Raw genomic sequence first — 25,366 nt, forward strand, 5'->3', positions numbered from 1 at the left:
CCCTTCCCGGGCCAGCGGAAAACTTATCCCCAGGGCCTGTGAATAAGTCGGTGGAAAAGCTTGGCATATGTCATGCAAACGCAATAATAACAAGCAGGCTTGGTTGCCTGCGCAAATTTTGAACAGTCACGCGTTTTTCCTGCTCTATCCGGCCTGCGCCACCGCCGCCAGCACACCTTTGCGCGCCTCAGCCGCTGCCTCAGTTCGCTGCTTCTCAAGCCCTGCCTCGGCGCCCCAGCCGCGCCGCGTTTGCAGAGCCCGTGCGGACGCCCCTATTGATCCAGCGTAGCGCCGCCGTCCACCCGCAAATCATGCAAGGTGATGTGGCTGGCCCGTTCGGACAACAGGAACAACACGGCATCTGCCACTTCATTGGCCGTCGCCAGCTTGCGCAAGGGGATTCCCAGACGGTATTGATCCGGTTCGCCAGCAATCAGATTTTCACGCGATAGCTCTCGCCTCAGCGGCGCATACGGCAGCACCATTTCCGTTTCGCCCGGCGACACGATATTGCACCGGACGCCATAGCTGGCCAGCTCCAGCGCCAGGCAGCGCGTCAATTGCGCGACGGCTGCCATGGAGGCCGCATAGGCCCCCATGCCGGCGCGCGGTGTCGCGGCGGCGCTGGAAGCAATATTGACGATGGCGCCCCGGCGCCGCGCCATCATGCCCCGCGCCACCACCCGGTTGAAATTGAATGCCCCCATGGTATTGACCTCAAAGGCCCGGGCCCAATGGGCAGGCGCGACCTCGACGATGCGGCCCAGCTGCAGCAGGCTGGCGGCACTGACCAGCTTTTCTATCGGGCCCAGCATCTGTTCAGCGGCCGCCACCGCCAGTTCGACGGCCGATGCATCGCTGACATCCAGATTGGCCAGATGCAAGCGCGCTGGCGCGGCATGCGTCTCCAGCGCCTGCAGGTTTTCTCCCAACTGATCGAATACCGCTACTTTCGCTCCCGCTGCCAGCAAACGGCGGGCCAGCACTTGTCCGACTCCGCTCGCCGCACCGGAAATCGCCACGCAGACACCGGCAAATTCATCGGTATATCCCTGGTACCCCGCGCTTTCCGACATACCCTTCCCCTTCATTCATTTTCGCTATCTTTCAGGCCTGGCCGGACATACTTTTTAACATTGACTTACCTTGCCCGGCGGCCCTGGCGTCCTGTCGCCGTAGAAACCCTGAGACAGAATGAAACACCGTCCGTTTCGGCATGGCCGCTACCGCCGATTCAGCCTAAAATGCCCGGTCCAGGATACGTTTTGAATACGGGCGCGCCACGCGCCTGGTGAATCTGCCATGACCACTACAGACACCCTCGTCAATCGCAAACCGCTGCAATTGCCTGCCGGCCGCAAAAAAGTGCTGCTGCATTCCTGCTGCGCGCCCTGTTCGGGCGAGGTGATGGAAGCCATGCTGGTATCGGGCATCGAGTACGACCTGTTCTTCTACAACCCGAACATCCACCCGGTGCGCGAATACGAGATCCGCAAGGAAGAAAACATCCGCTATGCCGAGCAGCACGGCATCAAATTCATTGATGCCGACTACGACATGGATAACTGGTTCGAACGCATCAAAGGCATGGAAAACGAACCGGAGCGCGGCATACGCTGCACGGCCTGCTTCGATATGCGTTTCGAGCGCACCGCGCTCTATGCCCATGAACACGGCTATGACACCATTACCAGTTCACTGGGCATCTCGCGCTGGAAAGACATGAACCAGATCAATGGCTGCGGCGAACGCGCTGCCGCGCGCTACCCCGAGCTGGTGTACTGGACCTACAACTGGCGCAAGGGCGGCGGCTCCGCGCGCATGATCGAAATCAGCAAGCGCGAGCAGTTTTACCAGCAGGAATATTGCGGCTGCGTTTACTCCTTGCGTGATACCAACCGCCATCGCCGCGATCAGGGCCGTGAACGGATCAAGATCGGTGTGAAGTACTACGGCGTGGAAGAGACCTCGCTGGAAGACTGACACCGGACCTGAGCGCCCTGCCGTCCTGGCGCGTTAACGGCAACAACACGCCAACCGCCCCTCTGCCCGGAGACCACGCCATGCCCAGCACCCGCGAACGCCGCTTCATGCAGATTGATGTGTTTTCGGCCCAGCCCTATCAGGGCAACCCGCTGGCCGTGGTGCTCGATAGCGCGGATATCAGCGATGCCGCCATGCAGCGCTTCGCCAGCTGGACCAATCTGTCCGAAACCACTTTTTTGCTGCCGCCCAGCCCGACCGGCCAGGCTGCCGGGGCGGATTACCGGGTGCGTATTTTCACGCCTGGCGGCGAACTCCCCTTTGCCGGCCACCCCACGCTGGGCAGCTGCCATGCCTGGCTGGCTGGCGGCGGCACGCCACGCGCCGAAGGGCTAGTCATCCAGGAATGCGCCAAAGGCCTGGTGCCCCTGCAACGCGATCCCGTCAGCGGCCTTTGGGCCTTTGCCGCGCCGGACATGTCGCGCGGCGAGGTCACGCAGGCCCAGCTGGCAGCCATTCAGCAAGCCGCCGGTCTCTCGGCCGGACAAGTCAGGGACAGCGCGATTCTCGCCAATGGCCCGACATTCCGCGCCCTGTTGCTCGACAGCCCGGCATCCATTCTGGCGCTGACGCCTGACCTGGGCGCACTGCATGCCATGGGAGTGGAACTGGGTGTGGCGGCACGCTATGACCGGCCCAGCGGCACCGGGGCGGATCTGGAAGTCAGGGTCTGGTTCAATACCGGCAGCACGCTCACGGAAGACCCGATCACCGGCAGCTTCAATGCCAGCCTGGCGCAATGGCTGATAGAGCGCGGCCACATCCGCGCGCCTTACCTTGCCAGCCAGGGCATCAGCCTGGGCCGCGCCGGACAGGTGCATATTTCTCAGGACGACAGCGGCCAGGTCTGGGTCGGCGGGCAAAGCCACACCTGCATCCAAGGCAGCGTGATGCTGTGAGCCCAGGCGGGCCCGCAACGGTCCGCCGTGTTTCATTGCCAACGGCTGCTGCCAACCTCTGCCGCCATTACTGCTGCGGCAACAGCGCTGCCGCAACACTGACGGCCAGGGGCGCCCCTGGCGATGCTGCCGCACCGCCAGGCCGCACCCAAGCGCCTAGCCTTACAGCAATTCCTTGCGCAACTCGGCAGCCGATTTCGGCGACAACAGACCTGGCGCCACATCCAGCACACTGCGCGCGCCGCGCTCACCGGCCTGCCGCAGACGGAACGCCGCCCGCGCATAGGCCACCAGCACACTGGATGTAAATTCCGGGTTGCTGTCCAAGGTCAGCGCGTATTCCATGATTTGCTTGCTGCCCGCGCCAGTGCTGCCGCTGCGTATCACGAAGCCGCCGTGCGGCATGGTGTTGTGCTCCCGGCGCAGCGTCTCTTCGGAAATGAATGTGACCGTCGTGTCGTAGTCGGCAAAATAATCCGGCATGGTGATGATCGCCTGGCGTACCTGTTCCGCATCGGCGCCATCGGCCAGCACCACAAAACAGTCGCGCTTATGCTTTTCCCGCGTGCTCAGCACCGGCTGTTCACCGTCACGCACGCGCTGGACCGCTTCGGGAACCGGCACGGTGTATTGCACGCCGCCCTGCACGCCCGGCACGCGGCGCACCGCATCGGAGTGCCCCTGGCTCAGGCCTTTGCCCCAAAAAGTATAGGTCGCGCCTTCGGGCAGAATCGCCTCGCCGAACAGGCGGTTCAGGGAAAACAGGCCCGGGTCCCAGCCCACGGAAATCAGCGCCACATTTCCCCCCGCCTGCGCAGCCTCATCCACGGCGGCAAAATATTCGGGTATCCGGGCATGGGTATCGAAGCTGTCCACCGTGGTGAAGCTGCGCGCCAGGGCCGGCCCCTGTTCCGGCAAATCGGTGCGCGAGCCGCCACAGAGAATCAGCACATCCACCGAGTCGCGGAAATTCTCGATATCGTCCAGCGGAAGCACCGGCACGGCAGGGTTCAGCAGCGTCACGCTGGCAGGCGGGCGCCGCGTAAACACGCCCACCAGTTCCATATCGCCATTCTGCGCTACTGCCGATTCCACGCCACGGCCCAGATTACCGTAACCCGCAATACCTACCCGGATTTTCTTGCTCATTGTCCCATTCCATCCAGCCAATCTAAAAAACGCCGCCCCTGCCGGCTGAACAGGGCATGACGCACAAAGAATAAATTTTACCTTTAGCGCCGCTGCACGCGTCAATGCGCGCGGCGCGTAAGCGCATGCTAGGCCTGCCCGGCAAGCGCGGGCGCGCCGAAGCGAAAGCTCGATACCGTCACGCCGCCACGGAAGCCGGTCTCGTGATAAGTGAGTCCGGCAGGTTCATGCTCAGCCGCCCCCACCGCCACCATCAAGGGCAGCAGGTGTTCTTCACGCGGGTGCACCTGACGCGCATACGGCGCCGACTCCCAATCCCGCAGCGCCTGGATGCGCTCGGCCGCGGGCAGCGCCATGGCCTCACACAACCACGCGTCGAAGGCCGTCGAACTGTCGCGGGCGGCCGGGCCGAAAGCGCGCAAATTGTGATAGCTCAGGCCGCTGCCGATGATCAGCACCCCCTCGCGGCGCAAGGGCGCCAATACCCGCCCCAAGGCCACGTGGATTTCCGGCGCCAGCCCTGCCATCAGCGACAACTGCACGATAGGCATATCCGCCTCGGGATAGGCAACCACCATAGGCGAATACACGCCATGGTCATAGCCGCGCGCCGCGTCACAGGCCACCGGCAGTCCGGCTGCCCGGATCATGGCCTCAACCTGGGCCGCCAGCGCCGGATCTCCCGGCGCGGGGTATTCGACATGGTAGGTATGCTCGGGAAAACCGTAATAGTCATAGACCATCGGCGGGCGCGGATGCGCCTGCACCGTGAACGCTGGCGCTTCCCAATGCGCGGAAATCATCAGGATGGCTTTGGGCGCGCCCCCGGCATCTGCGGGCAGGCGGCGCAGCGACTGCGCCAGCCCGGCATAAGGGCCATCCAGCATGCCATCCATCCAGGGCCAGGGGCCGCCGCCATGGGAAATAAAAAAGGTGGGAAGTTCTTGTGTCATTCAGGACCCATCTCAAAAATACAGTCGCCCGCCCCGGGCGCTGGCGCCTGCCGCCAGCCAACCAGCCAACCAGCTAATAAGCCAGCCAATCCGCTAGCCGCATGCAGGCATGGGCACGACGACAGGGGCTAGCCCAGCCGTTCTGCCAGAAAAGTCATCAGTACCCGCAGTTTAGGCGGCAAATGCCGGGTCGGGGGATAAAGGATCCAGGCCTGCCCGCTGTAATTCGTGCGGAACGACCAATCCGGCAGCACCCGGATGAGCTCCCCCGCCTGCAGCGACTCGCGTGCCGTGAAATCCGGCAGGCTGGCGATGCCCAGATGATTCAGCGCGGCATCCAGCCGCACCCCGGTGTGATTGGCCGCGTAACGCCCCTGCACCGTCACGCTCACGCTCTTGCCGCCGCGCGCGAATTTCCAGCGGGCATCCGCCGGCGCTTCGCCCAGGTAAATGCAGCTATGCTGCTTCAGATCCCGGGGGTGTTGCGGCGTGCCATGGCATTCCAGGTAATGCGGCGTCGCGCACAGCATATGCGTGATTTCCAACAAGGGCCGCCCCATCAGGCCTGGCGGCGGCTGATCGGTAATGCGAATCGCCAGATCCATACCTTCTTCGATCAGATCCAGCGGCCGGTCATCCAGGCGCAGCTGAACATCGACTTCCGGGTAGCGCCGCAAGAATTCCGGCATATGCGGATGCAGCACAAACCGGCCAACGGCCTTGGGCACGCTCACGCGCACCTGCCCTCGCGGCACCTCATCATAAGACCCAGCGCTGGCCATGACAGCCTGGGCCGCCTGCACCATATCCAGGCAACCCGCATACACGTCGCGCCCGCTTTCGCTCAGGCGCAACTTGCGCGTCGTGCGCAGCAGCAAGCGGGTGCCCAAGGCCTTTTCCAGCCGCGCAACCGCCCGGCTGGTGGCCGACGGCGTGCTGCCCATCAGGCGCGCCGCGCCCGAAAAGCTGCCCGCCTCGACCACTTTGGCAAACACCGCCATTTCTGCCAGTAAAGCGACTTCCTGATTTGTGCTCATGAGGCAAATATTATTTGAATAAGCGGGTCATTATCGCAGCCCTGGCAATTTCATACACTGTTTGCATCCCTGTTTTTTCTTCCCGCCCGCTGGCGCGGGCCATGCATTCCTGTCACATCCGATCTCATGACTTTGCACCTGAACAGCCCTCTTCTGGACTCCGAACCCTTGAGCCGCGCCGCCGGGCGCCGCATCCGGCTCAAGCTGGATATTCTGCAACCGCCAGGTTCATTCAAGATACGCGGCATCGGGCTGGCCTGCGAGACCTATGCCCGTCAAGGCAAGCAGCGTTTTATTGCGTCTTCTGGCGGCAATGCCGGCATTGCCGTCGCCTATGCCGGGCGGCACCTGGGCATTCCCGCTGTCGTCGTCGTGCCGCAATCCACCCCGGAACCGGCGCGCGCGCGTATCCGCCAGCAAGGCGCGGAGCTGATCGTGCATGGCGCCGCCTGGCATGAGGCCAATGCTCTGGCGCAATCGCTGCTGACGGAGACGGATGCTTTCATCCACCCCTTTGATGACCCTTTGCTCTGGCAAGGCCACGCCACGCTGATCGACGAACTGGCAGCCTGCACCGAACCGCCTGACGCCGTGCTGCTCTCTGTTGGCGGCGGCGGCCTGTACAGTGGCGTGGTGGAAGGCCTGCGCCGCAACGGCTGGGATGAGGTCGCCGTGATCAGCGCCGAAACCGCTGGCGCCGACTCATTCGCCCAGGCCATCGCCGCCGATGAACGGATTGCCCTGGCGGCCATTAGCAGTATTGCTACCTCTTTGGGGGCACGGCAAGTCTGCGAACAAGCGTTCCAGTTGAGCCGCCAGCACCCGACCCGCCCTGCCGTGGTGAGCGACGCAGCGGCGCTGCGCGCCTGCGAACGCTTTCTGGACGACCACCGGCTGCTGGTCGAACCCGCCTGCGGCGCTGCCCTGGCGCTGCCTTATGACAACGCAGACGTATTGCAGGACTACCAGGATATTGTGCTGATCGTCTGCGGCGGCGTCATTCTGCCAGCGCAGTCTCCTGCTCAGTCTCCTGCGTAGTCCCCTGCTTAATCCCCTGCTCAGTCCTCTGCCCAGTCTCCCGCGCCATCTCCAGCGCAGCCTCTGGCCTGCAAACCGGCACGGCGGCAAAAGGACAGGGTGTTGGGCAAAAGCCTGGGCCGGCGTTTGGCTGGCACAGGCCTGCCCCCTGGCCGGTGTTCAATGCACAGGAATGACCGATCCTTCATAGCGCTCGCGGATAAAGGCTGACATCTGCGGGGAAGCCAGGACTTCGGCCAAGCGCAGCACCCGCGCATCCCGGGCCAGCGCCGGCGCAGTCACCAGCACGTTGGCATACGGATTGCCTGCCACACGCTCCAGCGCCAAGGCATCCCGCGCTGGCTTCAAGCCTGCTTCCAGCGCATAGTTGCCATTGATGATGGCCGCATCCACATCCTGCAGCACGCGCGGTAACAGGGGCGATTCCACCTCGGAAATACGCAGCTTGCGCGGATTGCCGGCGATGTCCGCCAGCGTGGCCAGCCCGCTGGCCGGATCATCCAAGCCTGGCCGCAAATGCAGCAAACCCTGATCCTGCAACAGGAATAAGGCCCGGCTGAGATTGCTGGCATTATTGGGCAAAGCCACGACAGCGCCCTCCGGCAAATCTGCCAGCCTGGCATGGCGGCGCGAGTAAATGCCCAAAGGCTCGATATGCACTGCCGCTACCACCTCGAATTTTTGCCCCAGCGCTTCTTCCTGCGTGCGCAGATAAGGCACATGCTGGAAGAAATTCGCCTGCACATCCCCGCCCGCCAGCAAGGCATTGGGGTTCACGCCGTTGGGAATTTCAATGATCTTCAGTTTCAGGTCATCGGCCAGCCGCTCCGCTTGCTCCAGGATTTCCGCATGCGGAATGGCATCGGCCGCGACACTCAACGGCGATTGATTCAGCGGTGTTTGATTCAACGGCGTCTGGGCCAGCGCATTGCCACCCAGTACGCCCGCGCCCAGCCAGACCATCAGTCCCGCAGATCCCGCTAGTCCCGCTAATCCCGCCAGCCATTGGCGCCGTCCGCCACGGCGACGCCTTGGCCCCTCTTTCACCTTCGCAAGCTGCTGATTCATTTTCTTCTCCCCTTGAACATCCATGACCCGCCTGCCCGGCAGCAGGCGGCGCACTCAGGCAGGCGCGCCTGTTTTCTCAAGCACATCCGCGTAATAACGCTGCGCCACATCCGGATGCGAGCGCACACGCCCCTTGAGATAGTTCAGCCCCACCTGGCGCAACAAAGGATTGAGCGGATCCGTTTCCGGCCCCAGCGCCTGCGCAGCCAGCTCGGCAGGCAGGCGGTACAGCGGCACCTCCGCATCCAGCCGCGCGCCCAGGAAAAACGCGACCGACAGACGATCCCGCCCAGAAGGCGGCGTCACGACCTGATGCACGGTCGCCCGCAGATAGCCGTTGGTCGCCAGTTCCAGCAACTCGCCGATATTCACGACAAACGTGTTTTCAATCGGATGGGCATCTATCCAGCGGCCGTCCTTGCTTTCGACTTGCAGGCCGCCCTGTTCGTCTTGCAGCACGAAGGTGATGAGGCCGCTATCCTTGTGCGGCCCGACGCCCTGATCGCTGCCGGTTTGCTCGCGCCCCGGATAGCGGATGATCTTGGCATGCTCGTTTGGTTCGCGGCCATACAGCGCATCAAAGGCGTTTTCTTCCAGGCCCAGCGCCAGCGCGAAGGCGCGCAACAGACGCAAAGTGGTGCGGGTCATTTCCGCCTGCCAGGCCTGCAGCACCGGACGCAGTTGCGGCAGGCTTGCATCCGGCCAGAGGTTCGGCCCTTGCAGGCGCGCCCAGGGCGGCGTCTGCGGGCCAATCTCGCGCACAGCGCGCTCCGCTCCGATGTCGAACTGTTCACGCCAGTCCTGCCTGCCCCGGGTATATTCCGCAGCAGCCAGTGAATAGCCGCGAAAATGCGGCGAATGAATCATCTGCACCGCCAGTTTTTCCGCCTGCGGCAAGGCGAAGAACTCGCGCGCCCGCTGCTTGACGGCCTGCAATAGCTCAGGCTGGATGCCATGGCCAGTGATATAGAAAAACCCGATTTCACGCGCGGCATAGCGCAGCTCGGCCAGGAACGCGTCACGCTGCGCGGGGCTGCCCTCCAGCCGTGACAGGTCGAGGATAGGCAGGCGGTCGTCCGTCAGTTCAAGACTCATGGCGATAAACGTCCTTCAGCAAAAACAAGGCAAAATACAAGGCGCCGACCAAGCAGCAATCAGCATCAAAACATCGGCATCAAAAAGCCGGCAGCAAGGTGCCGCTATAGCGTGAGGCCAGTAATTCACGGACCTCCTCAGACTGGAAGGCGCGGATCAGCGGCGCCACCCACGCCTGGCCGCGATCCTGTTCGCGCACCACCAGCACATTGGCATAGGCGCCGCCAACCGGCTCCAGCGCAATGGCATCACGGGCGGGCAGCAAGCCCGCCTGCGATGCCTCGGCCGTGATAATGGCGCCGGCATCAACATCGTCCAGCGCCCGCGCCAGGATCAGCGAATCTATTTCACGGATATCTAGCTGTCTGGGATTGGCAACGATATCCAGCGTTGTCGCGTTATCACCGCGATTGACATCCAGGTCGGCGCGCAAAGTGATCAGGCCATAGTGCTGCAAGAGCAACAGGGCGCGGTTGCGATTGGTGTCATCACCGGGAATACCGACCAGCGCCTTGTCGGGCAAGTCTGCCAGCGATTTGTATTTGCGCGAATAAATGCCCAGCGGCGCGCTCAGGGTGCGGGCCACGGGCGCCAGCGCGTAGCCGTGCGCTCTGGCTTGCCCGCGCAGATAGGGTTCGTGCTGAAAGGCATTGGCATCCAGGTCGCCATCGTTAAGCGGGCCATTGGCATTGAGATGCCCGGTAAACACCACTGGTTTGATCTGGATAGCCCCCTCGCGCGCGGCAGCACGGCCTGCGGCTTCGGCCACATCCTCCATCACGCCGCCGCTGATGCCCAGGCGGACAGGAGTTTGCGCCTGGGCCGGTGCGGCCAGGCCAGCGGCCAACATCAGGCTGGCCAGCAAGGTTTTCTTGAGTTTCAACATGGCAGATAAGGGCTCTATCATTCGGTTCAGTCGCGGGGCGTGCATACCCCGCCGGGATTGGTGACGGAATTGCTGGCGGAATTGCAGACGGCCTTACAGGCGCGATAAGGCTTGGGCCAGATCGGCGCGCAAATCGTCGATATGTTCGATACCAATGGAAAGGCGCACGGTTTCCTCGCGCACCCCCGCTTGGGCCAGCTCCTGATCGGAGAGCTGCCGGTGCGTGGTCGAAGCGGGATGCGTGGCCAGTGATTTGGCGTCGCCGATATTCACCAGCCGGGTAAAAAGTTGCAGCGCGTCCAGGAAGCGCGCGCCGGCTGCGCGGCCGCCCTTGACCCCGAACGTCAGCACGCCTGAGGCCTGCCCCCCCCAGGTATTTCCGGGCCAGCGCATGGTCGGGATGATCGGGCAAGGCGGCATAGCTGACCCATTCCACTTTAGGGTGGGCCTGCAGGAACTGGGCGACCGCCAGGCTATTCTGGTTGATGCGGTCCAGGCGCAGGCCCAGCGTTTCCATGCCTTGCAGAATCAGGAAAGCATTGAAAGGCGACAGCGCTGCGCCGGTGTTGCGCAAGGGCACCACGCGTGCCCGGCCGATATAGGCCGCTTCCCCCAGGGCTTCGGTATAGACCACGCCGTGATAGCTGACGTCAGGCTCATTGAGGCGAGGAAAACGAGCGCGATGCTCAGCCCACGGAAAACGGCCGGAATCCACAATCGCCCCGCCCAGCGTGGTGCCATGCCCGCCCAGGTATTTGGTCAGCGAATGCACCACGATGTCCGCGCCATGTTCAAAGGGGCGCAGCAAATAGGGAGTGGCAACCGTGTTATCGACAATCAGCGGCACGCCATGGCGGTGCGCGATCCCGGCAATGGCCGCGATATCTGTGATGTTGCCCAGCGGGTTGCCGATGGACTCCACAAAGACCGCTTTGGTCCGCGCATCAAACAAGGCCTCGAACGACGCAGGGTCGGCGCCATCGGCAAAACGCGTGCTGATACCGAACTGCGGCAAGGTATGGGCCAGCAGGTTATAGGTTCCGCCATACAGCGTGGAAGCGGAAATGATGTTGTCCCCGGCCTCTGCCAAGGTCAGGATTGAATACGTCACGGCCGCCTGGCCCGACGCCAGCGCCAGGGCGCCCACGCCGCCTTCCAGCGCCGCCAGACGGGCTTCCAGCACGGCATTGGTGGGATTGGTCACCCGGCTGTAAATATTGCCTTCGACCTTCAGGTCGAACAGATCCGCGCCATGCTGGGTATCGTCGAACGAAAAAGCGGCGGTCTGATAAATGGGTACGGCGACAGCCCGGGTCGTAGGCTCCGGGGAATAGCCGCCGTGTACGGCGACCGTCTCGAACTTCCAATCGGGATTGTCCTGCTGCGGCATGATGCGCTTCCTTGTCTGACAACTGTCGTCGGCAGAACAAGGTTATTGGGCTTGCCACAATTTTTGAATAATTGCTTCGCAATATGCTAATGCGCATTGCCGCGGGAACCCGCCCCGTCTGCGCCCCCGCCCGCCGGTTCATAACTTGCGCGCAGTTGCTCATGACTTGTTGGTCCATTGCCGCCGGACGGCGCGCTCCTACAATGAATTCCACCCATGCCCAGGCCCGCCGGCCTGTGCCCAATGGTTTGCCGTCTGCCCGGCAGGCGCCTGCCCTGTCTCCCTTTCTTGCCCCCCTTTCTTGCCCCCCTTTCTTGCCCCACTTTCCAGCCCATGAGCACTCGCGAAATCCGGTTCCCCAACACTGTCCCAGACATTCACCGCCCTTGGCAGGCCGCTGCCGACCGCTATCAGCAGCACGCCTACCGCCGGGTCGGCCACAGCGGCCTGCTGCTGCCGCCGATTTCCCTGGGCCTGTGGTGGAATTTCGGCGATGAACATCCCTATGCCCGCCAGCGGGACATTCTGACCCACGCCTTTGACCGAGGCATCACCCACTTCGACCTGGCCAATAACTATGGCCCACCCCATGGCGCGGCGGAAGAAAACTTCGGCCGCCTGCTGCGTAACGAGTTCCGCCCCTACCGCAGTGAACTGGTGGTTTCCACCAAAGCGGGCTGGCCCCATTGGCCTGGCCCTTACGGCAATTTCGGGTCGCGCAAATATCTCATCAACAGCCTGGAAGAATCCCTGCGCCGGCTCAGTACCGACTATGTCGATATTTTCTATTCGCATCGCGTCGATCCCGACACGCCCATCGAAGAAACCGTGGGCGCGCTGGATACGCTGGTGCGCCAGGGCAAAGCGCTGTATGTCGGAATTTCCTCTTATTCCGCCGAACGCACCCGCCGCGCCGTGGCCGTGGCGCGCAGCCTGGGCACACCGCTGGTGATTCACCAGCCGGCCTATTCGCTGCTGAACCGCTGGGTAGAAGATGAGCTGCTGGAAACACTGGAGCAGACCGGCCTGGGCCTGATTGCCTTCACGCCGCTGGCTCAAGGCCTGCTGACAGACCGTTTCCTGCAGGATCGCCATGCCAGCCACGCTTCAAAACGCTTTTCCTTCGATGCCTCGCACCTGTCGGAAGACAATCTGCGCCGCCTGAGGGATCTGGCCGCCATCGCCCGCGAACGCGGCCAAAGCCTGGCGCAATTGGCCATTGCCTGGCTGCTGCGCAGCCACCGGGTGTCATCCGTGCTGGTCGGTGCCTCTTCCACCGCCCAGCTGGACGAAAATCTGGCCGCGCTGGCCAACACCCGCTTCACTGAAGAAGAATTGCAGCGCATCGAGCAGGCCGTTCAAGGCGACAGCGGCATCAATCTTTGGGCGCAATCGTCGGATCTGTAAGACCTTGCGCGGCTGCGCGCGCCGGCGCCCCCGCCAGCACCGGCGCATAGCGCAGCTGAACCACAGCGAAAGGCAGGCCTTCGCTGTCCTCAGCCTGCCTGCCCGTCTCGGCGCAGCCCAGCCGCTGATAGAACCTCAGGGCTTGGGTATTGGCCGCATAGACCTCCAGCTCCAAGGGCCCCTTGAGCCTCAGCGCATGGGCCATCAGCGCCTGTCCAACCCCGCCGCCCTGAGCCGCAGGATCCACAAAAAGGCCGCCAATGAAATTATCCAGCAAACCGATAAAACCGACGGCTTGGCCGGCCTGGCAGGCAACCCAGGTTTCCGCCTTAGGCAGGTAGCTGTCCTCGATCAGTTGACGCTGCGCAGCGAGCCTGGCCTCGCCCAGAAACCCATGCACGCGCCGCGACGCCTCAAACCAGATGGCCGACAAACACGGAAGATCGGCCGCTTCATAGGCCCGAATATGTATCGCTGATGGTGTCATTGCTTGTTCCTGCAACAGGCTGCCCTTGAAATCTGGCCTGCCGGCTGGCCGCTATGGCTGCGCCCGCCAGCCCTGCGCCGCAAAAATACGGGCATAAATATCACGCACGACGGCCTGCTTGCGCTCGTTATACGCCTTGGCGGTATTCACCCCTTCCTGCGCTGCCGCCTTGGCATCGGCATAGCGCTGGCGGTCCTGCGGATGCTGGCGCAACCAGTCACGGAACAGAAGATGGCGAAGATGTTCAGGACAGGCAGGCCCGAACACATGAAGATTGACCCTGGGGGCATCGTGGCGCAGCATGCGATGCCCGTACCAGGATGACTCCCGGATCGTCAAAACATAACCCAAGGCCTCCAGGGCCGGCACATACGCTGCTTCCCTGCCTGGATCGGCAACAATCACATCCACGTCGATCACGGGCTTGGCGGCCAAGCCGGGCACTGCCGTCGAGCCGACATGCTCAATCGCCAGCGCCGCGCCTCTCAAGGCAGCGGCAATGCGATCGCGCACAGCCTGAAAACACCCCGGCCAGCCGGCATCATAAGCGGCGACCTCGATCTGCTCTACCTTAGGCTTGCCCTGCACCCAGGGATTTTCATCCGGGTCGCCTTCCTCAAACGCCATGACAGCGCTGGCCAGCCTGTCATCCCCCCCCAGCCAGGCCGCCATGCCTGCCGGCGGGCTGATGGTCTGCCCCGATGTCTGCGCCGCGCCCTGCCCCGCTCCCTGCCCCGTATTCCCTTGCCCAATCTCTTTCATGGCTATCCTCTTTCCTGCATTCGCGCATACCTTGGGCACGGCCAGATGCCCGCCCCGCGATCTCGCCTGAACCCGCACCGCACTGCCGCTCGTTTCTGGCATCCGGTTTCTGGCATCCGGCCTCTGGCACCTGGCTCACCAGGGCGCCATCTGCCACCCTTGACTGGTCGCCTGCAAACGGTCCGTCAGGCCCAGCGCATTCAAAAACACCTCATCATGCGACACCACCACCAATGCGCCCTGGTAGCTTTGCAACAGAGTTTCCAAAGCCTGCACCGACGCGAGATCCAGATGGTTGCTGGGCTCATCCAGCAGCAACAGCTGCGGCGCCTCATCGGCATACAGGGCGCAGGCCAGCGCGGCCTTGAGGCGTTCGCCGCCGCTGAGCAAGCCGCTAGGCCGCGTGATCGCCTGCGCATCCAGCCCCAAGTGCGCCAGCCACATGCGCAACTCGCCTTCCGTGGCGGTCCGCTTGCACGCCTGCATCTGCGCCAGCACCGTCAGTTCGGGCGCCAGGCCCGCCAGACGCTGATCCAGATAAACGCTGCGGCCCGCCAACCGGCAACGCCCCGCGGCCGGCGGCAACTGCCCGGCCAGCACTTTCAATAACGTGGATTTACCGCATCCATTAGGGCCCAGCACGCCCACCCGCTGCGGCCCGCCAAGCTGCAAATTGATATGCTGCCAGCGCGGCGGCACATAGGGCAGCACAACATCCTCCAGCACCGCCACGCTGCGCGGGATGAAACCAGCGGCTGGCATCGCATGCAGCACGATGGCGGCATCGTCTTCTACCTGCCGCGCCGCCTCGCGCACCTGCTTATCCAACTGCAGGCGTGCGTCGGCCTGCTGCCGTTGCAGCCGCCCGGCCGAGATCTCGCTACGCGCTTTTTGCCTATCCAGCAGAATCTTGGCTTGGTTGGCCTCACGGCCATGACGGTTGCCGCGCGCCTGGCGGCGCTGCTGGCGCTCCTGCTGTTCGCGCAACGCCTGCTCCGAACGCTGGCGTTCATGTTTGCGCTGTTCCAGCTGTTCGATCGCCTGCTGCCGTTCCTGCGCCTTGCACTGGGCATAAAAAGAGTAGCTGCCGCCATAGCTGCGCAAACCCAGTGACGACAGCTCAACAATGCGCGTCATGCTGCCCAGCAATTCGCGGTCATGGCTGACCACCAGCAAACCTCGGGGCCAGCGCTGCAACTGCCCGGCCAAGGCTTGCCGATGCTGGCGATCCAGATGGTTCGTCGGTTCATCCAGGATCAGAAAATCGGCATCCGACAACATGGCGCCAATCAAGGCCACCCGCATGGCTTCACCGCCGCTGAGCTGATTGGCCGGCGTGCGGACCTCCAGATGCGCCAAGCCGCTGCGCGCCAACTCATCGCGCAAACGCTGAGGCGCATCCCAGCGCTCTCCCACAGCTTCGAAATCATCGGCAGCGCTGCTGCCTGCTTCGATCCGCGCCAGGGCATCGAGCACTGTCTGTGCCCTGGCCAGCCCGGCCACCGTCATGCCCGGCAGCACATCGACTTGCTGCGCAAGATAATGCACGCTGCCTGAACGCAGGCAACGCCCGCTAGCAGGAGACAACTGGCCCGCCAGCAGGCGCGCCAGGACAGACTTGCCCGCGCCATTGCGCCCGACCAGGCCAGTAGGGCGCAAATCGAATTGTTCAGTCAGACCGGAAAAAAGCGTCCTGCCATCCGGCAAGACATAAGACACGCTTTCCAGCGTCAGATAAGGACTCGTCATGGTCACTCCAAAAATGCCAAGCACTCCCCCTGCACATCGGGGTGGGCGGAGACTGGCCGTCATAGAGACGGCGGCATTAATGGCGCATATCGAATTCCTCGAATCAGATACCCGGGACGGGTGATGGGAACAGAGTATAGCGGCAGGCCCGGCCCCAAGCACACCCCGCCCGCTGCGCAGCCGCGTGCCCGAGCTCATCCCCTGACCCACGCCAGCGCCATGGCCGAGGCATACAAACCAACCCCGAACACGGCGTGCGTCGCCAGGCTGCGCCGACGGTTTTTCCAGGGCGCAGCCGTGCGCGATGCGCCAATTCCCGCCCCCATGGCGGGCTGCAACACCAGAAACGGTGCGGCCACTGTCGCCAGCCCCCAGAGCAGGGCCGGCTGCCACGCGGGCTGTTGCAGCCACGCCACGCCCTCTATGACAATCAGGCCTGCCGCGAACACGATGCCTATGAGGTAATGCAGCGTCCAGCCCAGGCTCCGCTCATAGGGCAAGGGCATCCGGTCGCGAATACTGGCCGAACCGGCGCCGCGCCCGCCCCGGCGCTGGCCCAGATAACCCGCCCAGCGCCCCAGCAGCGCATAGTCCAGCGTCGGCACGCCCAGGCACCGCTGCAAGCTGCTCCATGCATCCATGACCAGCGTGGCGCCGATTCCGGTTGCCAAGATCCCTACCATTACTTCCAACGCCGTTACGTTTGCCATGCCCCGTGCCTCCGCTTGAAACAGGATGTCTGCCAGGCATGGTAAAAGTTGAAGTTAACTTCAAGTCAAGCCGATAGCGGCATCCTGACGGCAAGCGCAGGCAAGCGCAGCGCGCGCCGCAGGATTCAAGGAGTCCCCCATGGATATCTCGGAAGTCGCCCGGCGGACGGGCCTGCCTGCTTCCACGATACGGTTCTATGCCAACAAAGGCCTGATCGCATCCACCCGCCCCGCCGGCCAGCGCAGGCACTTCTCAGCCGCTGTGCTGGACCAATTGGCGCTGATCGCGCTGGGGCAGGCTGGCGGCCTGTCGCTCGATGAGATCGCCAGCATGCTCACGCCTGACGGCAGCCCGGCTGTGGACCGGCCTCTGTTGAGCGCCAAAGCCGACGAGATTGATGCCGCCATCAAACGCTTGCGCGCTGTCAGCCAGGGGCTGCGCCACGCGGCAGAATGTCCGGCAGCCACCCATATGCAGTGCCCGACCTTCCGGCGTCTGCTCAGGATTGCATCGGAACGTGAGAAAAAAGGCAGGCGCGCCGGAAATGGGCCTCTGGGTCAGCCGCAATAAGAAATCCCTGGCCTATGGAATGCAAGGGCCAGGGATTTGAAAACGCTGAGCGGTGAAAGAAACAGAACGATGCCAGAGGCAGCGCTGTACAAGAGGCGTAGCTATGCACGAAGCAAAGCGGTAAAAGCTGCCGGGAGATGAAAGCAGCGGAGAAGGGAAAGGCCCCGGGGGGCCAGCCCGGGGCTGCTTCGCTGCCTAAGTGCTGCCTAAGTGCTGCCTAAGTGCTATCGCGCCTGTGGCAGCGCGCCCCCAGCGCCCCTGGCGTTTATTGCAAGGTGCGTTCAAACACGAACTTGCCGTCACGCCAATCCACCGGCACGACATCGCCTTCACCGAACTTGCCTTCCAGGATCAGGCGCGCCACGGGATTTTCGATCTCCTGCTGGATGGCGCGCTTGAGCGGCCGGGCGCCAAAGACAGGATCAAACCCGGCACGGGCGATTTCGGCCAGCGCCGCTTCCGTGACATCCAGATGCATATCCTGCTGTTGCAGGCGCTTATCCAGACGTTGCAGCTGAATAGACGCGATTTCCTGAATATGCTGGCTGTCCAGCCCGTGGAACACCACCACCTCGTCGATACGGTTCAGGAACTCGGGGCGGAACGATTGCTTGAGTTCTTCCCACACCGCGCTCTTGACGGTTTCATAAGGCTCGCCCGCCAGCAACTGGATCTGGTGAGACCCAAGATTGGAAGTCATGACAATCACCGTATTGCGGAAATCCACGGTACGGCCCTGGCCATCGGTCAGGCGGCCATCATCGAGCACTTGCAGCAACACGTTAAAGACATCCGGGTGAGCCTTCTCGACTTCATCGAGCAGCACCACACTGTAAGGCTTGCGGCGCACAGCTTCCGTCAGATAGCCCCCCTCTTCGTAACCGACATACCCGGGCGGCGCGCCTATCAAGCGGGCCACCGAATGCTTTTCCATGAATTCGCTCATGTCAATGCGAATCAGGTGTTCATCGGAATCGAACAGGAAGTCTGCCAGCGTGCGCGTGAGTTCGGTCTTGCCCACGCCCGTCGGCCCCAGAAACAGGAAGGAACCATATGGGCGCGACGGATCCGCCAGCCCGGCGCGCGAGCGGCGGATGGCGTCAGCCACCAGGCTCACGGCTTCGTCCTGCCCCACCACGCGGCGGTGCAGATAGTCTTCCATGTTGAGCAGCTTGGCGCGTTCACCCTGCATCATCTTGGCCACAGGAATACCGGTGGCCCGCGAAACGACCTCCGCGATTTCCTCAGCGCCCACCTGGGTGCGCAGCAAACGCGGCTTGCCGCTGTCGGCAGCTTCGGCGGATTCTTCCGTCCGCTCCGCAGCCTTCAGGCGCGCTTCCAGTTCAGGCAACTTGCCGTATTGCAGTTCCGCCAGTTTGTCGAACTGCCCCTTGCGCTGCAGTTCGGCCATTTCGGCGCGCGCTTTGTCTATCTCTTCCTTGATCGACTGCGTGCCCTGCACCGCGGCTTTTTCCGCCTTCCAGATTTCCTCGTAATCGTTGTACTCGCGCTGCAGCTTGTCGAGTTCTTCCTCGATCACCTGCAAGCGGCGCAGCGAAGCGTCGTCCGTTTCCTTCTTGACGGCCTCGCGTTCGATCTTGAGCTGGATAATGCGGCGGTCCAGTTTATCCATGACTTCCGGCTTGGAGTCTATCTCCATGCGGATGCGCGCCGCCGCTTCGTCGATCAGGTCAATGGCCTTGTCCGGCAGGAAGCGATCGGTGATGTAGCGGTTAGACAGTTCTGCAGCCGCCACAATCGCCGGGTCGGTAATTTCGACACCGTGGTGCAGTTCATAGCGCTCTTGCAGGCCGCGCAGGATGGCGATAGTGGATTCCACATCCGGCTCGCCCACCAGGACTTTCTGGAAGCGGCGCTCCAGCGCGGCATCCTTTTCGATGTACTTGCGGTATTCGTCGAGCGTGGTCGCGCCTATGCAATGCAATTCGCCGCGCGACAGCGCGGGCTTGAGCATATTGCCGGCATCCATGGCGCCTTCGGCCTTGCCCGCGCCGACCATGGTGTGAATCTCGTCGATGAAAACGATGCTGCGGCCTTCATCCTGGGAGAGTTCCTTGAGGACGGCTTTCAGGCGCTCTTCGAATTCCCCCCGGAACTTGGCGCCGGCCAGCAAGGCTGCCAGGTCTAGCGACAACACGCGCTTGCCGCGCAGGCTTTCCGGCACTTCGCCGTTGACGATGCGCTGCGCCAGGCCTTCGACAATAGCGGTTTTCCCCACGCCAGGCTCACCGATCAGCACCGGGTTGTTCTTGGTGCGGCGCTGCAGGATCTGGATGGCGCGGCGGATTTCATCATCACGGCCAATCACCGGATCCAGCTTGCCCTGGCGGGCGCGCTCGGTCAGATCCTGGGTATATTTGCCCAAGGCTTCACGCTGGCCTTCGGCGTCCTGGTCGCTGACGGCTTCACCGCCGCGCACCGCGTCGATGGCGCTTTCCAGCGCCTTGCGCTGCAAACCGGCATCCGCCAGGGCCCGGCCAGCCGGGCCTTTATCTTCCGTCAGGGCCAGCAGGAACAGTTCGCCTGCGATATAGGCATCGCCGCGCTTGCCCGCTTCCTTGTCGGTGCGGGCCAGCACGCTTTGCAGATCACGGCCGACCTGCACATTGCCATCGCCGCCCTGAACCTGGGGCAAGGCCTTGATGGCGGAATCCAGCGCGGGCGCCAGGCGGTTGACCGCCACCCCGGCACGCGCCAGCAAGGCCGCCGCGCCGCTGTCCTGATCCGCCAGCAAGGCGGCCAGAACGTGCACCGGTTCAATATAGGGGTTGTCATTGCGTACTGCCAGGCTCTGAGCATCGGCCAGTGCCTGCTGAAACTTCGTCGTGAGCTTGTCGAATCGCATAATCTACCTTGAGCAGAAATCAGTGGGGCCTTCAGGCCCGATACACCAAAGATGCGGGCAACATCGCAGATTTTCAAGACTTGTCCACAGTTTGTCTTTGCGCTGGCGCAAAAAACAGAGGCCACGGCGCAAGCATACTCAGAATGCATGAAATTAACAGCGGCCTGCGAGCGGAAATGAGCACGCCCGCAATGCCTGCGAGACAGGCTGTCGCGCGCCTGCGATAGTCACACCCGGCAGGCAGGCTGCCCCTGCGGCGGCTCACCGCCGCGCCAGACTGGTTCAGGCGCTGGGCCGCGTCAGAATATAGGCCGCCGAGGCCAGCATGAATGCGCCGACTCCCAGCGCAAGCCACAAGCCGGGGCTGGCCGACAGGAAGAAAATGACGTAGCCAGCCACAATGCCGCTGCACGCATAGGCCTTGGCGCGCGGCGCGATCGCGCCCCGTGCCTGCCAGTTGCGCAGCACCGGGCCGAAGCTAGGATGATTCAGCAGCCAGCGCTCCCAGCGCGGCGACGAACGCGCAAAACACCAGGCGGCGCCAATCAGAAACACCGTGGTTGGCATGACTGGCAGCAGCGCGCCAATGATGCCCAGGCCGACCAGCGCCAGCCCCAGCATGAAATAGCCCCAGCGCACGACCCGGTTGCGGGCCGGGACGCTGGCTGGCTGAGCCTGTTCGTCCGGTTTCATGCCAGGCTCCGGTACCGGCAGGCCAGCACCCGTGGCGCCGCATGGGCGGCGGTCAACAAGGTGGCGGAGCAAGAAAAGCGGGGCATACAATCCGGAAAAAGTCAGGCGCGGGCGCCCGGAAGCATGGACAAGGCCATGCGGGACGGCCTCTGGTCTGAATTGTGCAACAGCACCTGCCAAAATGCCAGGCAAAATCCTGCCGGATCCCCGCACAGCCTGGCAGCGGCGCGATAATGGCAGGATGTCGAATACCCTCTTGCGCCCGCTGGGCATCACCATGGGCGATGCCGCCGGCATCGGCCCGGAACTCGTGCTGAAACTGCATGCCCAGGGGCTGCCCTACCCCGCCATTGTCTATGGCGATGCAGGCGCCCTGGCGCGTGCGCGCGCCTACAGCGGCGCGGCAGCCGCAAACCTGGAAATTCAGGAGATCCCTCACCCCCGGGAGGCCTGTTTCCGGCCCGGTCTCATTCCCGTGATTTCTTGCGCTGCGCCGCTGCCCGATGGGCTGCCGCTGGGCCAAGTCAGCGCGCTGGCGGGCCGCTCTGCCTACGCCGCCATTTGCCAGGCCATCGACGATACCCTGGCCGGGCACCTGCACGCAGTCGTGACTGCCCCCATCCACAAGGAAGCCCTACAAGCGGCTGGCGTCGATTTCCCCGGCCACACGGAAATCCTGGCAACGCGCTGCGCTACCGATGACTACGCTATGGTACTGGTCAACGACTGCCTGCGCGTGCTGCTGGCCACCATCCATATTGCTTTGTCGCAAGTGCCGGCCCGCATCACGCCGGAAGGCCAGCGGCGCTCGCTGGCGCTGGCCCACCGGGTCTGCCGCCAGCTGGGGGTGGCGCATCCCCGCATCGCCGTGGCTGGCCTGAATCCGCACGCCGGCGAGGGCGGCAAATTCGGCCTGGAAGACCGGGACATCATCGCCCCTGCTGTCGCCTGGGCCAGGGCGCAAGGCTACGATGCCAGCGGCCCCTGGCCGGGAGACACCGTCTTCATGCGGGCCCGGCAGGGTGAATTCGATATCGTACTCGCCCAGTATCACGACCAGGGGCTGATCCCGGTCAAGTACCTGGGGCTGGATCAAGGGGTCAACATCACCGCCGGCCTGCCTATCGTGCGCACCAGCGTGGATCATGGCACGGCCTTTGACATCGCTGGCCAAGGCATTGCCGACGAAGCCTCATTGCGCGTCGCCTGTGACATGGCCGCTGCCATGTCACCCGAAGCCCGGTAGCCGCCCCAGGGCTTCCGGCGCCCCGGCTGCCTCCCCCGCGCTGGCCGCCAGGCGCCGCACAGCGCCGCCGGAAAACAAAACGCCAGCCCTCAGGCTGGCGTCTCATACTCCTGGCGCGGATGCGCAGGCAGCCAGGGAATCAATAGCCAGAATCAATCATGGCATTGCCCTGGGTATAGTTCAGGAAGCGCGTGCTGGAGCCCTGGAAGGTCAGGCGCACCGTGCCGATGGGGCCGTTACGCTGCTTGCCGATGATGATTTCCGCTGTGCCCTTTTCCGGGGAATCCGGGTTATAAACCTCGTCGCGGTAAATGAACAAGATGACGTCGGCATCCTGCTCGATAGCGCCGGATTCACGCAAATCGCTCATGACCGGGCGCTTATTGGGGCGTTGTTCCAGGCTGCGGTTCAGCTGCGACAAAGCGATCAGCGGGCAGTTCAGTTCCTTGGCCAGACCTTTGAGCGAACGGCTGATTTCGGAAATTTCAGTTGCGCGGTTTTCGCCTGCGGAACTGGCGGACATCAGCTGAATATAGTCGATGATAATCAGGCCCAGCTGCCCGCACTGGCGCGCCAGGCGCCGGGCGCGCGCGCGCAGTTCAATGGCTGTCAATGCCGGGGTTTCGTCGATATAGACCTGGGCTTCCTGCATGGTTTTCACGGCATGGGTCACACGCGGCCAGTCTTCCGCCTGCAACTTGCCGGTACGCATACGGTGCTGGTCCAGCAGGCCCACCGAACCCAGCATACGCATGGCCAGCTGAACCGCCCCCATTTCCATGGAAAACACCGCAACCGGCAAGCCTTCGTTGATGGCCACATGTTCGCCGATATTCATCGAGAACGAGGTCTTGCCCATGGACGGGCGGCCCGCAACAATCACCAGATCGCCAGGCTGAAGGCCGGACGTCATCTTGTCCAGATCGGCAAACCCCGTGGGCACCCCCGTCACATCTGAGGTGCTGTCACGGTGGTAGAGCTCGTCGATGCGCTCCACCACCTGTTGCAGCAGCGGCTGGATTTCCTGGAAACCGGCCGCGCCGCGCGCGCCTTCCTGGGCAATCTGGAAAACCTTGGCTTCAGCCTCGTCCAGCAGCTGGCGCGCATCCTTGCCCTGCGGATTGAAGGCCGCGGCGGCGATATCATCCGCTACCGTCACCAGTTTGCGCAGCATGGCGCGCTCACGGACGATTTCCGCATAACGGCGGATATTCGCCGCGGAAGGCGTGTTATGCGCCAGCGCATTGAGGTAAGCCAGGCCGCCAGCCTCTTCATTCTTGCCGGAACTGGCGAGCGATTCATTGACGGTAATGACGTCGGCCGGCCGCGCCAGGTTAATGAGCCTGACGATATGCAACCAGATCAAGCGGTGATCGTAGCGGTAGAAATCTTCTTCGGTCAGGACGTCGGCAATGCGGTCCCACGCGCCATTATCCAGCAACAGGCCACCGAGCACCGATTGTTCGGCTTCGATGGAATGCGGCGGCACACGCAGGTAATCCAATTGAGATTCAGCAGGCAAGGCACTCACAGCGCGCAGTACTCCATAAACAGCCAGTCAGACGGGCATACGCCCCGCGGCCCTGCCCGCAAGCAGGCAAGCAGACAGTCAGGCAGGGGGAAACTACGTATGCAAAGCTGATATTGTCGCACTAAACCCGTCAGCGGCGATCACGCGGCCAGGCAAGGCCCGGCAAGGCCCGGCACACGCGGCTGCGGCCCGCACGGCCACTGGCAGACAGCAAGGGGACGGACAGACCAGCGGGCAAACAGCAAAGGCTAGGAAAATACCTAATCCGGGGAACCCTTTCCAAAAAAAATATACAAATGATTATCATTGGTTGAACCCGGCAGGGCGCAGTCTCCATGCCACCATGCCATGCCCGTCGCGGGGATTGCCTTCGCCGGATCCCTGTTGCCCTCTACAACGATAGAAGCCCGCCATGTCCCGCTCAGGCCCACTCCCCTCGCCGCCATCCTGTCACCCGGAATCCGGTGATGCCGCCGCCCGCGGCGACACCATTCTGAGCGTCAACGAAACCCTGGCCTACGGCATGAGCAAACATCTGTTGAGCCAGGCGGCCAGGCAACAGCAATCCAGCCTGAACCGGTACGCCCGCCCGGAAGTTGGCAAAAAACGCATTGCCTCCTTCAAACAACTGACGCGCTGGGCACGCAACATGATTGCCCCCGGACTGCTGATCTACAGTGAAACCCGCATCCCCGAGAAATCGGGCTTTCGCAAAGGCTATTACCGGCAGATGCACTGGATGGCCAGCGAGCTCGACGGCCGCGTCCACCTGCAGCTGGAAGTCCTGACCATTCCCGCCCGCACCCACCAGCTGCATGTCCACATCCTGGTGCGCCTCAGCCAGCATGCGCAAATGAGGCTTTATCACCGCCTGGGCACCATCGAGCATCAGGCCGTGCTGGCGGAACTGGGCAATCTGATTTCCCATTTGCATGGTCTGCTCACGCTTTACCAGCACTCGCCCATGCAACGCGACTGGATGATCACCACGCCGCGCGGCGTCTTCGTCCTGGCACGCGACCAGCATCAGCCCGGCCTGCTGATCATCAAGACCTGGATCAGCAACCACCGGCTGTATGAAGGCTCGCCATTGCAGCGTGCGGTCAGGCAAGCCCAGTCCGAAGGCGAAGGGCTGATCATCAACCACCCGCCCTTCTACCCCATTCTTTCGCAAGCCCGGCTGCAAGCCAACCTGCCTACCCAGCTGCCGCTGTACCAGCTTTTCAACCAGATACTGCAAAGCCAGTATCCGCCGCAGGCCCCCATGCCCGACGAAATGAAGTTCCGGGCAAGTTTGAATGTGGCCGAGACAGGCGCCAGCATTCCGCTGGCGCCCTGCGAACCCCGCAAGCTGCTGGCGCCGCCCATTGCGCCGCCGCTGCCTGCCGGCCAGCCGCCCCGGAAGGTGCTCACCAGCGGGCGGCCGGATCTGGGCCTGGATGCCGATTTCCTGAGCAAATATGCCCGCTTGGCGCAGCTCCGGCCCTCTGATATTTCACGGCGCGCGGCCCCGGCCATCTACGAGCACTCATCCCTGCGGCCGCCGCGCTGAACTTCAGCCGCCCGGCTGCCTCGTCACCGGCCAGGCAGCGCCCTAGCCCGCTGCGCCAGGCTGCCCCTCCAGGGCGAGTAGCAGCCTGGCCAGGTTTTCGTCCAGTTCGTTCAGCACATCGGCCGGGATCAGAGACAATATCCGCCGTTCGTGTTCGACGAAAACATCCACGGCGCGATTGATCAGCGCCAGGCCAGGCGCCGTCAGCTGCACCAGCATGCTGCGGGCGTCCTG

General features: G+C 63.2%; 21 protein-coding genes and 2 pseudogenes. 7 read left to right on the forward strand and 16 right to left on the reverse strand.

What is annotated here, in order from left to right:
• Nucleotides 1–272: 272 nt before the first annotated feature.
• The gene (locus ACTJGZ_RS03740) at nucleotides 273–1,076 is read right to left on the reverse strand and encodes an SDR family oxidoreductase (protein WP_441661609.1); all 804 of its coding nucleotides are present in this window, start codon (nucleotides 1,074–1,076) and stop codon (nucleotides 273–275) included.
• Nucleotides 1,077–1,302: 226 nt separating this feature from the next.
• Between ACTJGZ_RS03740 and ACTJGZ_RS03745 the strand changes: the two genes are divergently transcribed.
• Nucleotides 1,303–1,983 (forward strand): epoxyqueuosine reductase QueH, encoded by a 681-nt coding sequence (locus ACTJGZ_RS03745; protein WP_441661610.1) that lies wholly within the window; start codon nucleotides 1,303–1,305, stop codon nucleotides 1,981–1,983.
• 80 nt (nucleotides 1,984–2,063) lie between these two features.
• Nucleotides 2,064–2,942 carry a PhzF family phenazine biosynthesis protein gene (locus tag ACTJGZ_RS03750; protein ID WP_441661611.1) on the forward strand — a complete coding sequence of 293 codons (879 nt, stop codon included), beginning with the start codon at nucleotides 2,064–2,066 and terminating at the stop codon, nucleotides 2,940–2,942.
• A 162-nt stretch (nucleotides 2,943–3,104) separates the two neighbouring features.
• Here the strand turns inward: ACTJGZ_RS03750 and ACTJGZ_RS03755 are convergent, their stop codons facing one another.
• The 3 genes from ACTJGZ_RS03755 to ACTJGZ_RS03765 form a co-directional block, all read right to left on the reverse strand.
• Nucleotides 3,105–4,091: a diaminopimelate dehydrogenase gene (locus ACTJGZ_RS03755; protein WP_441661612.1), complete on the reverse strand. Its 987-nt coding sequence runs from the start codon at nucleotides 4,089–4,091 to the stop codon at nucleotides 3,105–3,107.
• A gap of 128 nt (nucleotides 4,092–4,219) precedes the next feature.
• Nucleotides 4,220–5,044: a DODA-type extradiol aromatic ring-opening family dioxygenase gene (locus ACTJGZ_RS03760; RefSeq protein ID WP_441661613.1), complete on the reverse strand. Its 825-nt coding sequence runs from the start codon at nucleotides 5,042–5,044 to the stop codon at nucleotides 4,220–4,222.
• Nucleotides 5,045–5,172: 128 nt separating this feature from the next.
• The gene (locus tag ACTJGZ_RS03765; protein ID WP_441661614.1) at nucleotides 5,173–6,081 is read right to left on the reverse strand and encodes a LysR substrate-binding domain-containing protein; all 909 of its coding nucleotides are present in this window, start codon (nucleotides 6,079–6,081) and stop codon (nucleotides 5,173–5,175) included.
• Nucleotides 6,082–6,207: 126 nt separating this feature from the next.
• Here ACTJGZ_RS03765 and ACTJGZ_RS03770 point away from each other — a divergent pair, with 126 nt between their 5' ends.
• Nucleotides 6,208–7,119, forward strand: a complete 912-nt coding sequence (locus tag ACTJGZ_RS03770; protein ID WP_441661615.1) for a pyridoxal-phosphate dependent enzyme — start codon at nucleotides 6,208–6,210, stop codon at nucleotides 7,117–7,119.
• 159 nt (nucleotides 7,120–7,278) lie between these two features.
• Here the strand turns inward: ACTJGZ_RS03770 and ACTJGZ_RS03775 are convergent, their stop codons facing one another.
• The 4 genes and pseudogenes from ACTJGZ_RS03775 to ACTJGZ_RS03790 form a co-directional block, all read right to left on the reverse strand.
• Nucleotides 7,279–8,082 carry a MetQ/NlpA family ABC transporter substrate-binding protein gene (locus ACTJGZ_RS03775; protein WP_441661616.1) on the reverse strand — a complete coding sequence of 268 codons (804 nt, stop codon included), beginning with the start codon at nucleotides 8,080–8,082 and terminating at the stop codon, nucleotides 7,279–7,281.
• A gap of 159 nt (nucleotides 8,083–8,241) precedes the next feature.
• On the reverse strand, nucleotides 8,242–9,282 hold the full coding sequence (locus tag ACTJGZ_RS03780) for an isopenicillin N synthase family dioxygenase (RefSeq protein ID WP_441661617.1): 1,041 nt from the start codon (nucleotides 9,280–9,282) through the stop codon (nucleotides 8,242–8,244).
• Between the two features lie 79 nt (nucleotides 9,283–9,361).
• On the reverse strand, nucleotides 9,362–10,168 hold the full coding sequence (locus ACTJGZ_RS03785; RefSeq protein ID WP_441661618.1) for a MetQ/NlpA family ABC transporter substrate-binding protein: 807 nt from the start codon (nucleotides 10,166–10,168) through the stop codon (nucleotides 9,362–9,364).
• A 93-nt stretch (nucleotides 10,169–10,261) separates the two neighbouring features.
• Nucleotides 10,262–11,558: pseudogene (locus ACTJGZ_RS03790) on the reverse strand (O-acetylhomoserine aminocarboxypropyltransferase/cysteine synthase family protein).
• A gap of 333 nt (nucleotides 11,559–11,891) precedes the next feature.
• On the opposite strand from ACTJGZ_RS03790, the gene ACTJGZ_RS03795 reads away from it, so the two are divergent.
• Nucleotides 11,892–12,965, forward strand: a complete 1,074-nt coding sequence (locus tag ACTJGZ_RS03795) for an aldo/keto reductase (protein WP_441661619.1) — start codon at nucleotides 11,892–11,894, stop codon at nucleotides 12,963–12,965.
• On the opposite strand, the gene ACTJGZ_RS03800 is transcribed toward ACTJGZ_RS03795, so the two are convergent.
• The 4 genes from ACTJGZ_RS03800 to ACTJGZ_RS03815 all read right to left on the reverse strand — a co-directional run bounded on the left by ACTJGZ_RS03800 (nucleotide 12,934) and on the right by ACTJGZ_RS03815 (nucleotide 16,673).
• Nucleotides 12,934–13,452: a GNAT family N-acetyltransferase gene (locus ACTJGZ_RS03800; protein ID WP_441661620.1), complete on the reverse strand. Its 519-nt coding sequence runs from the start codon at nucleotides 13,450–13,452 to the stop codon at nucleotides 12,934–12,936. The two genes, ACTJGZ_RS03795 and ACTJGZ_RS03800, sit on opposite strands and share 32 nt — an antisense overlap.
• A 51-nt stretch (nucleotides 13,453–13,503) precedes the next feature.
• Nucleotides 13,504–14,214 carry a GrpB family protein gene (locus ACTJGZ_RS03805; protein ID WP_441661621.1) on the reverse strand — a complete coding sequence of 237 codons (711 nt, stop codon included), beginning with the start codon at nucleotides 14,212–14,214 and terminating at the stop codon, nucleotides 13,504–13,506.
• Nucleotides 14,215–14,349: 135 nt separating this feature from the next.
• On the reverse strand, nucleotides 14,350–15,963 hold the full coding sequence (locus ACTJGZ_RS03810; protein WP_441661622.1) for an ABC-F family ATP-binding cassette domain-containing protein: 1,614 nt from the start codon (nucleotides 15,961–15,963) through the stop codon (nucleotides 14,350–14,352).
• 194 nt (nucleotides 15,964–16,157) lie between these two features.
• Nucleotides 16,158–16,673, reverse strand: a complete 516-nt coding sequence (locus ACTJGZ_RS03815; protein WP_441661623.1) for a DUF2938 family protein — start codon at nucleotides 16,671–16,673, stop codon at nucleotides 16,158–16,160.
• A gap of 139 nt (nucleotides 16,674–16,812) precedes the next feature.
• Between ACTJGZ_RS03815 and ACTJGZ_RS03820 the strand changes: the two genes are divergently transcribed.
• Complete coding sequence (locus ACTJGZ_RS03820) at nucleotides 16,813–17,244, forward strand: helix-turn-helix domain-containing protein (RefSeq protein WP_441661624.1); 432 nt, start codon at nucleotides 16,813–16,815, stop codon at nucleotides 17,242–17,244.
• A gap of 265 nt (nucleotides 17,245–17,509) precedes the next feature.
• Here the strand turns inward: ACTJGZ_RS03820 and clpB are convergent, their stop codons facing one another.
• Both clpB and ACTJGZ_RS03830 read right to left on the reverse strand, forming a co-directional pair.
• Complete coding sequence (gene clpB, locus ACTJGZ_RS03825) at nucleotides 17,510–20,110, reverse strand: ATP-dependent chaperone ClpB (protein WP_441661625.1); 2,601 nt, start codon at nucleotides 20,108–20,110, stop codon at nucleotides 17,510–17,512.
• A 282-nt stretch (nucleotides 20,111–20,392) separates the two neighbouring features.
• Nucleotides 20,393–20,803 (reverse strand): YbaN family protein, encoded by a 411-nt coding sequence (locus tag ACTJGZ_RS03830; protein ID WP_441661626.1) that lies wholly within the window; start codon nucleotides 20,801–20,803, stop codon nucleotides 20,393–20,395.
• 241 nt (nucleotides 20,804–21,044) lie between these two features.
• On the opposite strand from ACTJGZ_RS03830, the gene pdxA reads away from it, so the two are divergent.
• Nucleotides 21,045–22,049, forward strand: a complete 1,005-nt coding sequence (gene pdxA, locus ACTJGZ_RS03835) for a 4-hydroxythreonine-4-phosphate dehydrogenase PdxA (protein WP_441661627.1) — start codon at nucleotides 21,045–21,047, stop codon at nucleotides 22,047–22,049.
• 139 nt (nucleotides 22,050–22,188) lie between these two features.
• Here the strand turns inward: pdxA and ACTJGZ_RS03840 are convergent, their stop codons facing one another.
• Nucleotides 22,189–23,571 carry a replicative DNA helicase gene (locus ACTJGZ_RS03840; protein ID WP_441661666.1) on the reverse strand — a complete coding sequence of 461 codons (1,383 nt, stop codon included), beginning with the start codon at nucleotides 23,569–23,571 and terminating at the stop codon, nucleotides 22,189–22,191.
• A gap of 421 nt (nucleotides 23,572–23,992) precedes the next feature.
• On the opposite strand from ACTJGZ_RS03840, the gene ACTJGZ_RS03845 reads away from it, so the two are divergent.
• On the forward strand, nucleotides 23,993–25,132 hold the full coding sequence (locus ACTJGZ_RS03845; RefSeq protein ID WP_441661628.1) for a hypothetical protein: 1,140 nt from the start codon (nucleotides 23,993–23,995) through the stop codon (nucleotides 25,130–25,132).
• A gap of 42 nt (nucleotides 25,133–25,174) precedes the next feature.
• On the opposite strand, the pseudogene ACTJGZ_RS03850 reads toward ACTJGZ_RS03845, so the two are convergent.
• Nucleotides 25,175–25,366: pseudogene (locus ACTJGZ_RS03850) on the reverse strand (MarR family transcriptional regulator); the annotation flags it as partial.

Source organism: Kerstersia sp. (genome assembly GCF_052103615.1).
Taxonomy (GTDB): domain Bacteria; phylum Pseudomonadota; class Gammaproteobacteria; order Burkholderiales; family Burkholderiaceae_B; genus Kerstersia.

Coding starts and splice junctions, on each gene's coding strand:
- ACTJGZ_RS03755 (WP_441661612.1), bottom strand. CDS start 4,091: ATGAGCAAGAAAATCCGGGTAGGTATTGCGGGTTACGGTAATCTGGGC.
- ACTJGZ_RS03820 (WP_441661624.1), top strand. CDS start 16,813: ATGGATATCTCGGAAGTCGCCCGGCGGACGGGCCTGCCTGCTTCCACG.
- clpB (WP_441661625.1), bottom strand. CDS start 20,110: ATGCGATTCGACAAGCTCACGACGAAGTTTCAGCAGGCACTGGCCGAT.
- ACTJGZ_RS03845 (WP_441661628.1), top strand. CDS start 23,993: ATGTCCCGCTCAGGCCCACTCCCCTCGCCGCCATCCTGTCACCCGGAA.
- ACTJGZ_RS03770 (WP_441661615.1), top strand. CDS start 6,208: ATGACTTTGCACCTGAACAGCCCTCTTCTGGACTCCGAACCCTTGAGC.
- ACTJGZ_RS03740 (WP_441661609.1), bottom strand. CDS start 1,076: ATGTCGGAAAGCGCGGGGTACCAGGGATATACCGATGAATTTGCCGGT.
- ACTJGZ_RS03805 (WP_441661621.1), bottom strand. CDS start 14,214: ATGAAAGAGATTGGGCAAGGGAATACGGGGCAGGGAGCGGGGCAGGGC.
- ACTJGZ_RS03830 (WP_441661626.1), bottom strand. CDS start 20,803: ATGAAACCGGACGAACAGGCTCAGCCAGCCAGCGTCCCGGCCCGCAAC.
- ACTJGZ_RS03780 (WP_441661617.1), bottom strand. CDS start 9,282: ATGAGTCTTGAACTGACGGACGACCGCCTGCCTATCCTCGACCTGTCA.
- pdxA (WP_441661627.1), top strand. CDS start 21,045: ATGTCGAATACCCTCTTGCGCCCGCTGGGCATCACCATGGGCGATGCC.
- ACTJGZ_RS03775 (WP_441661616.1), bottom strand. CDS start 8,082: ATGGTCTGGCTGGGCGCGGGCGTACTGGGTGGCAATGCGCTGGCCCAG.
- ACTJGZ_RS03800 (WP_441661620.1), bottom strand. CDS start 13,452: ATGACACCATCAGCGATACATATTCGGGCCTATGAAGCGGCCGATCTT.
- ACTJGZ_RS03745 (WP_441661610.1), top strand. CDS start 1,303: ATGACCACTACAGACACCCTCGTCAATCGCAAACCGCTGCAATTGCCT.
- ACTJGZ_RS03750 (WP_441661611.1), top strand. CDS start 2,064: ATGCCCAGCACCCGCGAACGCCGCTTCATGCAGATTGATGTGTTTTCG.
- ACTJGZ_RS03785 (WP_441661618.1), bottom strand. CDS start 10,168: ATGTTGAAACTCAAGAAAACCTTGCTGGCCAGCCTGATGTTGGCCGCT.
- ACTJGZ_RS03815 (WP_441661623.1), bottom strand. CDS start 16,673: ATGGCAAACGTAACGGCGTTGGAAGTAATGGTAGGGATCTTGGCAACC.
- ACTJGZ_RS03810 (WP_441661622.1), bottom strand. CDS start 15,963: ATGACGAGTCCTTATCTGACGCTGGAAAGCGTGTCTTATGTCTTGCCG.
- ACTJGZ_RS03760 (WP_441661613.1), bottom strand. CDS start 5,044: ATGACACAAGAACTTCCCACCTTTTTTATTTCCCATGGCGGCGGCCCC.
- ACTJGZ_RS03765 (WP_441661614.1), bottom strand. CDS start 6,081: ATGAGCACAAATCAGGAAGTCGCTTTACTGGCAGAAATGGCGGTGTTT.
- ACTJGZ_RS03795 (WP_441661619.1), top strand. CDS start 11,892: ATGAGCACTCGCGAAATCCGGTTCCCCAACACTGTCCCAGACATTCAC.